The sequence below is a fragment of the Paracoccus aestuariivivens genome (assembly GCF_009711225.1).
In the GTDB taxonomy this organism is placed as follows: Bacteria; Pseudomonadota; Alphaproteobacteria; order Rhodobacterales; family Rhodobacteraceae; genus Paracoccus; species Paracoccus aestuariivivens.
Window position 1 is genome coordinate 1 of record NZ_WMIE01000035.1, and the last position, 14421, is coordinate 14421.

10 protein-coding genes and 1 pseudogene are annotated in these 14421 nt (G+C 62.3%); 7 read left to right on the plus strand and 4 right to left on the minus strand.

Going from position 1 to position 14421, the window contains the following annotated elements; all coding sequences use genetic code 11:
* The 4 genes and pseudogenes from GL286_RS21335 to GL286_RS21350 all read right to left on the minus strand — a co-directional run.
* Positions 1 to 154: pseudogene (locus GL286_RS21335) on the minus strand (IS5/IS1182 family transposase); the annotation flags it as partial.
* 162 nt (positions 155 to 316) lie between these two features.
* Positions 317 to 4849, minus strand: coding sequence for a translocation/assembly module TamB domain-containing protein (locus GL286_RS21340; protein WP_246185059.1), 4533 nt, complete (start codon positions 4847 to 4849; stop codon positions 317 to 319).
* Positions 4849 to 6747 (minus strand): autotransporter assembly complex protein TamA, encoded by a 1899-nt coding sequence (locus tag GL286_RS21345; protein WP_155097589.1) that lies wholly within the window; start codon positions 6745 to 6747, stop codon positions 4849 to 4851. Before GL286_RS21345 ends, GL286_RS21340 begins: the two co-directional genes overlap by 1 nt.
* 90 nt (positions 6748 to 6837) lie before the next feature.
* Positions 6838 to 7764 (minus strand): glucokinase, encoded by a 927-nt coding sequence (locus tag GL286_RS21350; protein WP_155097590.1) that lies wholly within the window; start codon positions 7762 to 7764, stop codon positions 6838 to 6840.
* 164 nt (positions 7765 to 7928) lie between these two features.
* Here GL286_RS21350 and GL286_RS21355 point away from each other — a divergent pair, with 164 nt between their 5' ends.
* From GL286_RS21355 to GL286_RS23030, 7 genes are all read left to right on the plus strand, one after another.
* Positions 7929 to 8369: a hypothetical protein gene (locus GL286_RS21355; RefSeq protein WP_155097591.1), complete on the plus strand. Its 441-nt coding sequence runs from the start codon at positions 7929 to 7931 to the stop codon at positions 8367 to 8369.
* 69 nt (positions 8370 to 8438) lie between these two features.
* A complete protein-coding gene (gene ahcY, locus GL286_RS21360) occupies positions 8439 to 9830 on the plus strand; it encodes an adenosylhomocysteinase (RefSeq protein WP_170295350.1) in 1392 nt (463 codons plus the stop codon).
* 86 nt (positions 9831 to 9916) lie between these two features.
* Entirely contained in the window at positions 9917 to 10258 is a 342-nt protein-coding gene (locus GL286_RS21365; protein WP_155097592.1) for a DUF2853 family protein, read from the plus strand.
* 162 nt (positions 10259 to 10420) lie between these two features.
* Positions 10421 to 12031 carry a DUF2125 domain-containing protein gene (locus GL286_RS21370; RefSeq protein ID WP_155097593.1) on the plus strand — a complete coding sequence of 537 codons (1611 nt, stop codon included), beginning with the start codon at positions 10421 to 10423 and terminating at the stop codon, positions 12029 to 12031.
* A gap of 94 nt (positions 12032 to 12125) precedes the next feature.
* Entirely contained in the window at positions 12126 to 13478 is a 1353-nt protein-coding gene (locus GL286_RS21375) for a TldD/PmbA family protein (RefSeq protein ID WP_155097594.1), read from the plus strand.
* On the plus strand, positions 13465 to 14274 hold the full coding sequence (locus GL286_RS21380) for an inositol monophosphatase family protein (protein ID WP_155097595.1): 810 nt from the start codon (positions 13465 to 13467) through the stop codon (positions 14272 to 14274). The genes GL286_RS21375 and GL286_RS21380 overlap by 14 nt, the downstream gene beginning before the upstream one ends.
* A 23-nt stretch (positions 14275 to 14297) precedes the next feature.
* Positions 14298 to 14421, plus strand: a 124-nt coding sequence (locus tag GL286_RS23030; protein ID WP_484555876.1) for a transposase, incomplete at its 3' end; no start/stop codon positions are given.

A 14421-nucleotide genomic window follows, 5' to 3' on the forward strand; every position in this document is an offset into this window, starting at 1 on the left:
GATCGGCGTAAAGCCGGTCGAAATCGCCACCGAGGCTGGCAAGGGCGTCGTTGACGATCTGCCGGATCTTGCGCAGCGGATGCCGTGCAGGGATGCGGTCTTCAAGGTCGACATGGCTGAACAGCGAAGCGCTCGTCTCATCATTTCCGCGCATCATTCCCCCGGCTTTATCCTGCCGAGGGTGAGCCATGTTCCGCAAGCCGCGTCGAGGGACGACTTCTCAGCAACCTGTTATTCTGGGTGCGACGACCATCCGGGATGCAAACAGACGTCAGGCTGCATTCGCACTCGCCTGAAACGGTTGTTCAGAGCGGACTCAGTAGTCGCGTTCGTAGAACAGGCCCAAGGTGCTTTCACCATCGCTCGCCACCGAGCCGCGCGCTGTTAGGCTATTGGACACGTCGAGGTTCAGGTTCAGCTTGGTCTTGCCCTCATCCCCGACCTGTACGTCGGTATAAAGGTTCTCGGACAGATATTTGCCCGCCCGAACCGATACATTCCCCTCATCATCCGTCGTCAGATCCAGATCGTCCAATCCTGTCGATTGCCGCAGGCGCGAGACAATACCATCCCCCCCCTGCCCCGCCAGAGTTGCAATCGCACTGGCAAGCTGGGCCGCCTGAAGCGCGCTGATATTGTCCAGCCCGCGGCCGAACAGAAGCTGCGAAAGCACCTCTTCCTCGGGCATCTCGGGAGAGGATTCGAACGTGATCTCGGGATCACGCAGATCGCCGTCGATGATGATCCGTGCGGTCAGCGTATCCTGCTGGGATTCGGCAACCAGCCGGATGACGGGAATCAGACTGCCCTGCATCTCGACCAGCCCCTCGGTCAGGTCAAAGCGTTTCCCCAACAGATCGACCCGACCGCGGATCAATTCAAGCGAACCGATCGGGATCGGCTGACGCGCATTTCCGGTCAGGCGGATTTCGCCCCCCAACTCGGCATCGATGCCCCGTCCGCGGACAAAGACCTGATCCGGCGCCGAGATCACCAGATCGAACCGCGCCGGAACCGCGGGCGGCGTCGCGGGCGGTGCGCTCATCCCGACTGCGCGCGAAGCCTCGCTCGGGAACTCGATCAGTCCGGCCTTGGCGCGGGTCTGGCGCTGTGGCGGACGTTCGTTCAGATGCGTCATATCCGGAATGGCGCGGGCACCACCCAGACCGGTCGAGGGAATGCGGAACTCGGTGCTGCCCAAGTCGATCCGCCCCTGAACCAACGGCCCCGCCACCTGAGACCCACCGATCCGGATCGTCCCGTTTGCCCGCGTTTCATAAAGGTTCGGATCGCGCAGCACGACGTTGTTGATGCGGACGTCCAGATCCATGGCCCGATCCCCCGTCAGGGAAATCGGCCCGTTGACCGAGATCGAGCCGCCGGATTCGACATTGCCGTTGATATCGACCGCGATGCGACCACCACTCAGTTCGGCATTGGCGTTCAGCGATTCCACAGCCAATCCGAAACGCGGTTCAGCCAGTCGCGCATTGCTCAGGCCCACACGCCCGCTCAGCGATTCCAGCGAGGGCGCTCCGTTCATCCGGATATCGAAGCTCAACGGACCTTCGATGCTGCGCGTCCGCAGGAAAGGATTGGCGGCAGCCGCGTTGCCCGAGCCTTCGACGCGGATATCCATCGTCGAGCCATCGGCCGCCGCCGTCCCCACGATGCGCGCCCGCGTCTCACCCGGAGCGGTCGCGTTCAGGTTCACATCATAGCCCGCAGCGGTCGTGCGAATGGTCCCCTGCACTTCGGCGGGCCCCGGAAAGCCCGCGACCAAAAGAGCCAGATCGTTCAGCCGCGCGTCAAGGTTCAGCCCTTCGGTAGGGCTGCCATCGCCGGTGATGCGGAACTGCCCGTTTTCGGCCTGCAGGCGCGAGACGGTCAGGCTGCCATCGGCGCGTTGGGTCGCGGCGACGTCAAAGGCCGTCTGGCCAGCCAGTACCGCATCCGCCTTTGGATTGCCGATGGCCAGTCCCCGCGCATTGCCGCGCGCGGTAATGGCGCGACCTCCACCCTGCTCATCGCGGACCGTGCCTTCAAGCTGGACGCCGCCGCGGAAACCGCGGCCAAGGAACCGCAGATCATCGGCGCGCAGATTGGCACGCAGGTCTGTCGTGCCGGTTCCGACCGTACCTTCGGCAGTCACATTCAGACTCGGGTTTTCGACCCGCGCGGTTTCGATCCTGAAGGTGCCGCCACGCTCGACGCCTTTGACGGCAAGACGCGTCTCGCCTGCCAAGGCGCCATCGACCTGCGCCTGACCAAAGGAAAGATTGTGTCCGGTTCCGGTCACGTCCAGAACCCGCGCTCCGGTACCGTCATCCTTGAAGCTGCCTTGGGCCGACAACGCGCCGCGCCAACCCCGCCCGAAACTTGCCAGAGATTTGACGTCCACCATGCCGGTCATGTCGGTGCCGGTATCGGCAATCCGGCCCTGCGCGCTGGCCGTCATCTGCTGATTGGTCAGGTTGAACTGCTGGACCGTGATCTCGCTGCCGCGTTGCTGTGCGACCAGCTTTAGATCGGTGACACCCGACAGCGCGCCGTCGACATCATTCTGGCCAAAGCGTAGATCGGTGCCGCGTCCGGTCAGGTCGATCTGCCGCGCTCCGTCCGCCTTTTGCGAGGCCGTCCCTTCGGCCACCATCCCGCCCGAGAAGCCGCGCCCCAGCACCGCCAGATCGGGCATCGAAACCTTGAGTTTGCCGTCAAGCTCGGTCTGGCTGAAACGCCCCGAGCCCTCGGCCGTCAACTGCGGGTTCGCCAGCGCGAATTTTTGCAACTCGTAGCTGCCGTTCACCTGCATCAGGTCGACGTTCAGATCGGTCTTGCCTTTGAACACGCCGTCAATCTCGGGCATGCCGATAGCCAGATCCTGTGCCGCACCGGTCAGGTTCAGCTTCCGGTTCCGCACCGCGCCGGTCATCTTGACGTCGGTGGTCAGAGAGCCGGAAAATTTAGGATCGGCGACCGACAGGTCGGGCATCGTGACCTTTGCGTTCAGGTCGCTGGCCCAACTGCTGACAAAACCCTGCGCCTCGGCCGTCAGGTTCTGGGCGTTGACGCCAAGCTTGCGCAACTGGATCCCCGAACTGTCGCGCTTGGCGCTCAACTCGATGCGCGAGGTACCGGCCAGCATCCGGTCGGCCTGTTCCTGTCCGACGCTGATATCCGTGCCCTCGATGCCGGCTTCGACGTCAAACGCCTTGCTCAGTAGAACGTAGCGCCCCTTGATATGGGCATCGGCCTTGCCGCCCAGATCGCGCTCGGCGATCTGGGACAAGGTGGTGATGTTCAGGTGCTGGGCCGAAATATCTCCGGCAAGGGCCAGACCGGTCCGAAGGCCCGACACCTCAAGAGCGCCTTGCAACTTGAACTCGTCGCCGTTGATGTTCATGCCCCATAGCTGCAACGCATTGCCGGGTGTGAACGCGAAATTGAGGCCGCCGTTCAACGTATCGCCGATTGCGGCGGCAAGCCCCGGATTGGTCGGCTCGATGTCGTCGGCACCGAAGGCAACCCAGCCGCGCACCTCTTGCAGGGCCTGATCGGCGGTCATGACAACGCGACCACGTCCGTCAAGACGCACTTCGGACAGGCTGATATCGGGACGTTTCAGATCGCCGACACGGCCGGTCAGCGTCCAACCCGACCCTTGCTGCGCATCGTATTTCAGCACGATATTGCCCGAATTCACGGTGGTGTCCGCCGCGCCGAAAGGCACGGTCACCGGCAATTGAGTCGCCCCCGCATCCTGCCCCAGCAGCAATGTCAGATTGGCACTTTCCGGTGCGCCCTTGGCATTTGTCGCAACCGAGCCCTCAAGATCCAGTGCGCCGGTCGAGACTTTCAACTCGGGGATCACAAGCTGCCCGCTTTGCCCCCGCCAGCCATTGGCGCGAATGATCGACTGTCCTTCGAAGAACTGCTGGCGGTCCGATGCGATCATCGGCGCAAGATCACCGGTCAGTTCCGCGCGGAAACTCATGCCCGCCGCGCCCTCGCGGGCTTCCTCGCGAATGGCGACATTGCCCGCAATACGCGGCTGGCCATCGGTGGCCAGCTTGATGTCGGCGTCGAACTGGGAAAGCGGGCCATTGCCGGTGATTTCGGCCTGAACCGCAGGGCGACCGTTCATCTTGACGATATTGGTGAACAGACCGTTCGCGTCCTCGTCAAGCTTCAGATCAAGCTGCAGAATGCGGGTTTCGTTCGAAAACGAGGTGACCAGCCCGAACTGGCCGCGCGGACCGTCTACCCGATTGATCGTCAGGTTCGTATCGCCCTCGCCCCCCTCGAGGTTCATCGCCCCCGAGACCGACAGCACCGCCTCCTGGCCGATGATCGGCTGGCCCAGTTCGACCCGCCCGATCGAGAGTTTCGCGATATGCACGCCGACCGGAAGTTGCGGCAGGGCGAATTCGGGCGATTCCGTGCTTGGCCCGCTTTCGCCGCTGCTGGGCAGGCGTGGCAGGATCACACGCTCGGCCGACAGTTCGTCGATATTCACCCGACCCCGCAAAAGCGCGGCGCGGTGCCATTGCATCGCGCCATTCTCCAGCGTGATCCAGACGCCGTTATCATCGGCGATCGTCAGACGCTCGAAAGTCGCCCGCGAGGACAGCGCGCCGTGGAACCCTTCCAGAACGACCTGACGGCCCGCGCCTGACAGCTTTTCCTCGAGGAAACGGGTGATGAACCCCCTATCGTCCTCGACCTCTTGCGAGATTTCGGCGGCGCTATCGCTGTTGTCATTCGTCTCCTGCGCTTGGGCCACAAGCGGAGCCAAGGTCAAAAGCCATAGCGAGACAAGAAGGCGGAGTGTCAGATCATGCAGTTTCATCAGAATGCCTGCCCCAGACCGATATAGACCTGTAAGCCCGAATCGTCGTCGAAACCCCCTCCGACGGGATGGGCAAGATCGAAGCGCATCGGGCCGATGGGCGTGTCGTAGCGCACGCCTGCCCCCGCTCCGGCATGCCAGTCGTTCTCACCGGAAAATGCGCTTTCCTCCCAGACACGGCCGGCATCGACAAAGGCGACGAGGCCGATCTTTTCGCGGATTTTCATCCGCGCTTCGGCGTTGATGACCGCGATGCTCATGCCGCCCGTGGTCACGAAACCGTCCGAACCCTCGATCACGTCCACACCCAACGATTCATAAGGCTGTCCGCGCACCGTGCCGCCACCGCCCGAGAAGAACAGGTAGTCGCGCGGGGTTTCCTCAAGCTCCGAGCCCAAGACGCTGCCCAGTCGTGACCGACCGGCCAAGGTGAAACGATCATCGGCACCGAAGCTGTAATAGCTCCGCCCCTCGGCCACGACCTGCGCCCCTGTTCCGGTCTCGTCCTGCAACCCGACAAAGGGCGTGGTCGAGCCGAACAACCAGAAGCCGCGCTTGGCGTTGGTCGTATCGTCACGCATGTCCCAAGTGACCGACATCGGCAAAGCGAACAGCCGGAAATCGGTTCGCCCGGATTCGTCATCGACCTGCAACGCGCGGAACTGCAGCGCGATATCGGCGGTCAACTGGTCGTTGTGCATATAGGTGAAACCGAAGCCGAAAGTCCCGGTCTTCTGGTCGTAATCCTCTTCCTGCTCGCTGGTGACCTCGGCGGTGACATAGCCGGTCACGTCGGGATGCAGCGTCGCTGGCCGGTCGATGCGGACCCCCAGCTTGTAATCCATCCCCGAGGTGCTGGAGCCGATATCCTCGACATTGGCGTCGATGCGCAGCCGCTCGCCGCCATGCATCAGGTTGCGATGCAGCCAGTAGCCCGTCAGCCGAAGTCCGTCGATGCTGGAATATTCGAAGCCCCCGCCAAGGCGGCGCAGCTTTTGTTCGGCCACCAGCAGGTCGACATCCAGCGTGTTGTCGGCATTGACGTAATCCGCCTCGGTCAAGGTGATCGCCGAGAAAACGCCCGACCGACGCAGACGCTTGCGCACGTCCTCGAGCAACTCGGGGTCGAAACGCTCGCCCTCGGGAAAGCCCGCGATCTTGCGGAGACGGCGCGGGTCCATGCGCTGGTAGCCGCGTATCTTCAACTCGCCAAAGCGCAGTTCCGGACCCGGAGCCAGCGTGATGCGGCTGTCGATCAGGCTGGTTGCGTGATCGGCGATGATGTCGGTTTCCTCGACTTCCGCCTTGGCATGGCCGAAATTGCGCCAACCATCGACCGCAGCGGTCGCGGTCCGCTTCATGTCGCCGGTGCGGGCAATCTCGCCGGTCTTGTATTCCGAGGGCAGTTCGGTTCCCGGCGCGACCGGAGCAATGGCGGCGCGGCTATAGCGGAAGCGCGGCCCCGGATCGACCGTCACCACCACATTGCGCACGATCTTTGGCGCATCAAGCGGCGCGATGGTGGCGGCTTCGACCCCGTCCAGCCGGATATTGATGATGCTCGAAAAGTAGCCCTCATCATACAGCACCCCAAGGATGCGGGCGTAATCGCCGCGCGCCGCAGCCAGCATGTCCTGTCCGGTCACACGGCCTTCGCTTTGGGCGCTCAGCAGCAGCGAGGTGTTGCGAATGGCGGGCTGCAGATTTTCATCCGTCCCCGCCACCGAAATATTGATATCGACAGGCGAGCCCTCATTGCCTTCGGCCTTGCCGCCGAACAGACCCGAGAACGGCGATGAGGATGATGAAGACGAGCCCGCGGACTGGGATATTGCCACCTCCGCGCCCGCTGACAGCACGAAAGCGGCAGCGGTGCCTGCCTTCAAAAGTCGTCTCATCCCCCACCCGCCCTGATTTGGCTATTTTGGGCAGTCTTGCAGCCAGAACTGTAAAAAATCCAGCTTCAAGGGCGGGAAGTCGTCAAAACTTCATGCAATGGCGGAAAGACACCCATGAAGTGCGGCCATATCGTCACGGATCATGCCGATCGGCACCGCCAGCGGGATCTTCGCCATCAGCGGATCGGACAGGAACGCCGCCTCGAACACGTCCAGCCGCTGGGCGGCGCTGCGGGCAACGCTGCCGGCAAGGAACATCCCGTCCATCGGCATGAAGCGCAAGGCAAGCTCGCGACAGATCAATCCGAACAGCCGCGCATACAGGTCGCATGTCGCGTTTGCCGCGGCGTCACCTTGATCGGCAGCCTCCACCACCGTCTCGGCCCGTGCCGGTGCAGTGCCGGTCATTTCCGCATGAAGTCTGGCCAACCCGCGTCCGGCGAACAATTCCTCGACCGAGTCGAAAGCTTGGGCGCGGTCGCCCAAAGCCTCGACCAAAGGCTGCCAAACCGAGAGCGGCAGGCGGGTATGGCCTTCCTCATGCTCGAAACAGGCGATTCCGCCGCCCGGCAAGACCTTGACCGCGCAGACATTGAAACCGGTTCCGGCATTCACGACCAGCCGCTGCCCGTTCAGCGCCCCATGCTGGGGCCCGTCGCGCAGGAAACCTGCGGCCTCGCCCGAAAGGGCCGGGGTCGCATAGCCAAGAGCCGTCAGATCGTTGATCAGCCTTGCGCGGCCAGCGCCGGTCAGTTCGATCAGGCGATTTTCGCTGAAGTCCCAATCGCGATTGGTCAGGCGCGCACGGCCTTGTGACACGGGACCGGCAACAGCGACGCAGACCGCCTCGATGCGGGGATTGCCCTCGCGCTCGAGAAACAGACGGACAACCTCGTCGAAACTGGGGTGATCGTCACCGCGAAAACGGGTGATGCTGCCGGTATAGATACCCTCATCGGTGCGGGCCAAAGCCAAACGGGCATTCGTTCCACCCACATCCGCCAGCAAGATCGCCATGGTCCCATTTCCCCTTATCCCACAGGTTTCAGGCGTCTTCTTAGGGGATTGCGAGCGGTCATGCTAGCGCTCGCAGTACGGCCGATCCGGCGCGTTTCGGGAACCCCGCCCCTGCAAGGACGGTTATTTGTCCAAATCGAACGCGCAAGCGAGAGGTTAATTCGATGACACCTAACCCGATCCGCAAAACCGCAATACTCTTGGTTGCAGCGATGATGCTGCCGACCGCACCGTTGCAAGCAGCGACGGTCTCACGACAGGATAACGCAGCCAGTCCGCGTGGTTGGTCGTCGATTGCGGGCAAAGACCCGCGCGATGTCCGCGAGATGGCACGCACATTGCCGCTATCCGACCAGACCACGAAAGATCAGCCGTGGTGTGGCCGCGACTCGGAAATCGAGACCGCCCTGCAACACGATTTCGGCGAGGCAAAAGTCGCGACCAATACCAAGGACACCGCACTTTGGGGCTCGGACCAGATGGGCACATGGACAATGGTGCTTCAGCGCCCCGACGACACGAGTTGCATCATTGCCTCGGGGATCGGGTTCAACCAGCAGACAAGCCCCGCATCGTATTTCGTGACAGCGGGACTTGGCAGCTGATCGGGCGGTTTGCAGGAAATCGCGGTAAATGATATTGGGCGCGGCAACTTCCCTTCTTGAGGCATTGCCGTGACCGATCACATCATCCGCGACATCTCCCTGGCCGAATTCGGTCGCAAGGAACTGGACATCGCCGAAACCGAAATGCCGGGCCTGATGGCTTTGCGCTCCGAGTTCGGGGCGTCGAAGCCCCTGAAAGGCGCGCGCATCGCCGGTTCGCTGCACATGACCGTTCAGACCGCGGTCCTGATCGAGACCCTGACCGCGCTTGGCGCGGAGGTCCGCTGGGCGTCGTGCAACATCTATTCGACGCAGGACCACGCAGCAGCGGCGATCGCTGCGGCGGGCGTTCCGGTCTTTGCCATCAAGGGTGAAACGCTTGAGGAATATTGGTCCTATACCGACCAGATCTTCCAGTTCGGCGAAGGCACCGCGAACCTGATCCTCGACGATGGCGGAGACGCCACCATGTATGTCCTGATGGGCGCACGGGTTGAGGCTGGCGAGACCGACCTTATCGCCGTGCCGACCTCGGAAGAGGAAGAGTTCCTGTTCGCGCAGATCAAGAAGCGCCTTGCCCAGTCGCCGGGCTGGTTCACCGCGCAGCGCGCCGCCCTGCAGGGCGTGTCCGAGGAAACCACCACCGGCGTTCACCGCCTCTACGATCTGCACAAGAAGGGCCAGCTGCCCTTCCCGGCGATCAACGTCAACGACAGCGTCACCAAGTCGAAATTCGACAACAAATACGGCTGCAAGGAATCGCTGGTCGACGGCATCCGCCGCGCCACCGACGTGATGATGGCGGGCAAAGTAGCGGTCGTCTGCGGCTATGGCGATGTTGGCAAAGGCTCGGCCGCCTCGCTGCGCGGTGCTGGTGCCCGCGTGAAAGTGACCGAGGTCGACCCGATCTGCGCGCTGCAAGCCGCCATGGACGGCTTTGAAGTCGTGCTGCTGGAAGACGTCGCCGCCACCGCCGACATCTTCGTCACCACCACCGGCAACAAGGACATCATCCGCATCGAGCATATGCGCGAGATGAAGGACATGGCCATCGTCGGCAACATCGGCCACTTCGACAACGAGATCCAAGTCGCAGCGCTGAAGAACCACAAATGGACCAACATCAAGGACCAGGTGGACATGATCGAGATGCCCTCGGGCAATCGCATCATCCTTCTTAGCCAAGGCCGCCTGCTGAACCTCGGCAACGCCACCGGCCACCCGTCCTTCGTGATGTCGGCAAGCTTCACCAACCAGGTTCTGGCGCAGATCGAGCTGTGGACCAAGGGCGACGAATACCAGCCCGGCGTCTACATCCTGCCCAAGCATCTGGATGAGCAGGTCGCCCGCCTGCATCTGGACCGCATCGGCGTCAAGCTGACGACCCTGACCAAAGAGCAAGCCGACTATATCGGCGTCACGCCCGAGGGTCCGTTCAAGTCCGAACACTACCGCTACTGATCGCCGCACCCTTAGGGTTTTGCTTGCTATCTGAGCATCAAAAGTTACGCTTTCCCCCTCGGATCCATTCATTTGGGGGAAAGCAAATGAGCAAACGGGACGACCTGATCGCGAAATACGCTGCCGATATTCAGGACAAACTGGGCGCATCGCCCGACATGGACCTGCTGACCAAGGTGGTGATTGGCTGCGGCCCATCGATCTATAATGAAGACGCGGAAACCGTCGCGGCCTCGGACCCGGCCGAACTGGAACGGGTCAAGCAAAACTATCTGATGAAGAAACTCGGCCTGTCCGATAGCCCCGCCCTGATGGACGCGATCAACGCCGTCATCACGAAATACGGCACCTCGAACCGCAACAAGTACCGTGCTGTGGTCTATTACATGCTGTGCCAGCATTTCGGCAAAGAAGCCGCCTACGCCTGACCGCGCGCGGACGATTCCGGTACTGTTCCGATCATCGCCCCGGCCATTTCGCCGGACCAGGGCAACTTTCTGTTCAAGTTCGTGCTATAACCCTCATCCGGCCTCTGGCAAAACCGGGTGAGGTGTTCTTTTATCGCGTACCGACCCATGAAAGGTATTGAGATGTTCCGTAGTCTGACGACCTCTGCACTGGCATTGACGGCGATGACCGCTCCCGCATTTGCCGACGTGACCCCGGAACAGGTCTGGCAATCTTGGGTCGATTACTATCAATCGGTTGGATACACGGTCGCCGAAGGCGGTCGCGACATGGCAGGCAGCACGATGACCGTCCGCGATGTCCTGATCACCAGCGAGTCCGATAGCGGCAGCATGGAGTTCAAGGTGCCGCAGGTCGTTCTGTCGGATCAGGGCGACGGACGGGTCCAGACCGTGTTCGCGGACGAACTAGCCGTCGCCGTTTCGGGCACCGACCCCGACGGAGGGGAATATTCGGTTCCGGTCGCCGTCAAAATACCCGGCAACTCCATGCTGTCTTCGGGTGCCCCCGAGGACATGGTCCATGACTTCAATTACCCGACCATGGACGTCGCCGTGAAAACAATGACGACCGATGGCACGGAAAGCCCGCTGCCGATCAATTTTGCCCTGACCAATTCGACCGGCAAGGTCCATATCGTCTCGGGCGCGCCGTCGAAATACGACTATCAGATGAAGACCGAGGCGTTCACGTTCGACGGCGACGTGCCCGACGATGTGGGTGGCAAGGTCAAATTCGCCGGCAGCATCGACGGGTTCGAAAGTCAGGGTGACATGACCGCTCCGGGCGGCGATTTCACCAACATGGAAGAGGAAATGGACGCCGCCCTGAAGGCCGGACTGGCAATGAAGGGCCAACTGAAATCGGGCGTCATCAACGCGAATTTCGACTATTCCGGCACCGATGAGCAAGGGCAGCCCACAAGCGGCAAGGGCGACTACAAGGGCGAAGGCTTCGACGCGACCTTCCAGATGTCGCAAGAGGGTCTTGGCTACAAACTGGACTCGGACGCATTCGACTTCACGCTGACCACGCCTCAGGTTCCGTTCCCGATCAGCTACGGTATCAAGGGTGGCAGCCTTGATATGATGCTGCCGGTATCCCAGCGCGACGAAGCGCAGCCTTTCAGATTCGCCTATTCTCTGGATGGCGTGACCATGGCGGAAGATATCTGGAAGATGTTCGATCCGCAGGCCGCACTGCCGCGCGATCCGGCCTCGTTGTCGCTGGACCTGAGCGGGTTGATGAAAGTCACCAAGGACATGTTCGCCATGCCCGACGACACCGGCGACATGGCACCGGCTGACGATACCGACAGCGCGACCGCCGAAGGCATCGCGCCCGACGCACCCGCCGACGATGCGGAAGCGCAGGCCGAGGCCGAGGCGGGCGCCGACGAGCCCACCGGTTTCGAGCCTCTCCAGATGACGATCAACAAATTCGCGCTGGATCTTCTGGGAGCCAAAGTGAACGCGACCGGAGAACTGAAATCGGCCGAGGGCGGCAATATCGAGGCGCCTATCGGCCAGATCCATGCCGAATACGAGGGTGTGAACACGCTGATCGACACGCTCAGCAGCATCGGTCTGATCCCGCAGGAACAGATGATGGGTGTGCGGATGATGCTGGCAATGTTCGCCAAGCCCGTCGAGGGAAGCACCGACAAGATGGCCACCGACCTTGAGTTCAAGGAAGGCGGAGCGATCTTTGCCAACGGACAGCAGATCAGATAAATAACCGCCAGAGCAAGGTTCTGCCCTGCTCTTGGCCAGATTTCGACGGGGGTCGGACCGGTTCTGACCCCCGTCTGACATGTAAGGAGCTGCCATGCCCGAATTCTTGCGCCTTCAGTCCCTGACCGAGCAATTGCTGTCTGCAGCACGACGTGCCGGTGCCGATCAGGCCGATGCGGTGGCGGTCAGCGCGGCGGCGGTCTCGGTCGATGTTCGTGCGGGCAAGCTTGAACATGCCGAACGCGCCGAAGGCGTAGAAATCGGCCTGCGCGTCCTGTTGGGCGGACGACAGGCCTGCGTTTCCGCCTCGGATCATTCGGAACGCACAATCGAGGACATGGCCGCCCGGGCGGTCGCCATGGCGCGGGAAGCGCCGGTTGACGACAATCTGGGCCTTGCGGAACCCGATCAACTGACCCTCGATACCGATAGCAGCCGGTTAGATCTTTACGACCACGAATCTGAACCGACCCCCGAACAGTTGCAGGATGCCGCCCTGCGCGCCGAAGCCGCCGCATTGCAGGTCGAAGGCATTTCGCGGATTGAATCCGCCTCGTCCTCGCATTCGCGCCGACAGATGTGGATTTCGGCGACGAACGGTTTTTCCGCCGGTCTGGGTCGCAGCGGCCACGGGCTTTCAACCATCGCCATCACCGGAGAAGGCACCGGAATGGAACGCGATTGGGCAGGCGAATCCCGCGCGCATCTGTCCGACATGCCCGAGGCTGAGGAAATCGGCCGACTTGCGGGTTTGCGCACCATCGAGCGGCGCGGCGCGAAGAAGCCGCCGACGGGGTCCTTCCCGATCCTTTACGACGAACGCGTGGCTTCGGGATTGATCGGCCATCTGGTTTCGGCGGCGAATGGCGCGGCCGTGGCGCGCGGCGCAAGCTGGCTGCGCGATGCGCTAGGGGAGCAGGTGCTACCTGACGGTTTCGACCTCATCGAGCAGCCGCATCTGCCCCGCATGGGCAGTTCGCGGATTTTCGACGCCGAGGGCCTGCCGACCTCCGAACGTGCGCTGGTCTCGGGTGGCACGTTGCAAGGCTGGACGCTGGATCTGGCGACGGGACGCAAGCTGGGCATGCCCTCGACCGCGAGTGCCATGCGCGGAACCGGAAGCCCGCCCTCGCCCGGTGTTACGAACCTTGCGCTGACCCCCGGCGAGAAAAGCCGCGAGGAATTGATCCGCGACATGGGCCGCGGGCTGATCGTGACCTCGATGCTCGGATCGTCGATCAACTCGACGACCGGCGATTATTCGCGAGGGGCCAGTGGTTTTTGGGTCGAGAATGGTCAGATCACGCACGCGATCAACGAATGCACCATCGCAGGGAACCTGCGCGAGATGCTGTTGCGGCTGACCGCCGCTAACGACGTGCGGGACTGGCGCGCGATGCGGGTGCCAAGCCTGCTGGTCGAAGGGATGACCGTTGCCGGCGAGTGATCTGGACCTGCTGGAACAAGCGGCTCGTGAAGCAGGAGAGATCGCCTTGCGCTATTGGCGCAACGATCCGCAGTCATGGGAAAAGGACGCCGGAGCCGGTCCGGTCAGCGAAGCCGATCTGGCCGTCAACGCCCATCTGGAACAATTTCTGCGTGCTGCGCGCCCGCATTATGGCTGGCTCAGCGAGGAATCGGCGGACGACCCCTCGCGGTTGGATGCCGAGCATTGCTTCATCATAGATCCCATCGACGGCACGCGTGCCTTCCTGTCCGGACAGGAAGGGTTCTCGCATTCGCTGGCCATTTCGACCGGAAACCGGATTTCTGCCGCCGTTGTGCATCTGCCCGCGCGTGAGCAGACCTATACTGCCTGTCAGGACGGCCCCGCCCTGCTGAACGGACAGGTCATAAATCCGGTCGAACATGACATCCGCAATGCACGGGTTCTGACCTCGAAACCCAGTCTGGATCCGGCATTCTGGCGCGGAGTGGTTCCTCCGGTGCGGCGCGAGTTCAGGCCGTCGCTGGCGTGGAGGCTTTGTCTGGTTGCCGAAGGACAGTTTCATGCTGCCCTGTCGACCCGTGCGGCATGGGAATGGGACATCGCGGCGGGCAACTTGATCGCCGAACGCGCGGGCTGCCTTGCGACCGAAATTTCGGGCCGCCCGATGCGCTTCAACACTGCCCGCGCCCTGACCGAAGGGCTGGTCGTCGCGCCGCCACATCTGCACAATCAGTTGATCGCGGCGCTTGGTCAGATGTGGTCGCACGAATTCGGACCGGGGGCTAAGCTTTAGCGCCTGAGAAAGAATGACCCGAAATGACGAAACGCAGACGCTATTCTGCAGAGTTCAGGGCGAAGGTGGCTCTTGAGGCCATCCGCGGGGAACTGACGACGGCCGGGTTGGCCAAGAAGTTGAACGGCGAACGCCACCGGTTCGGGA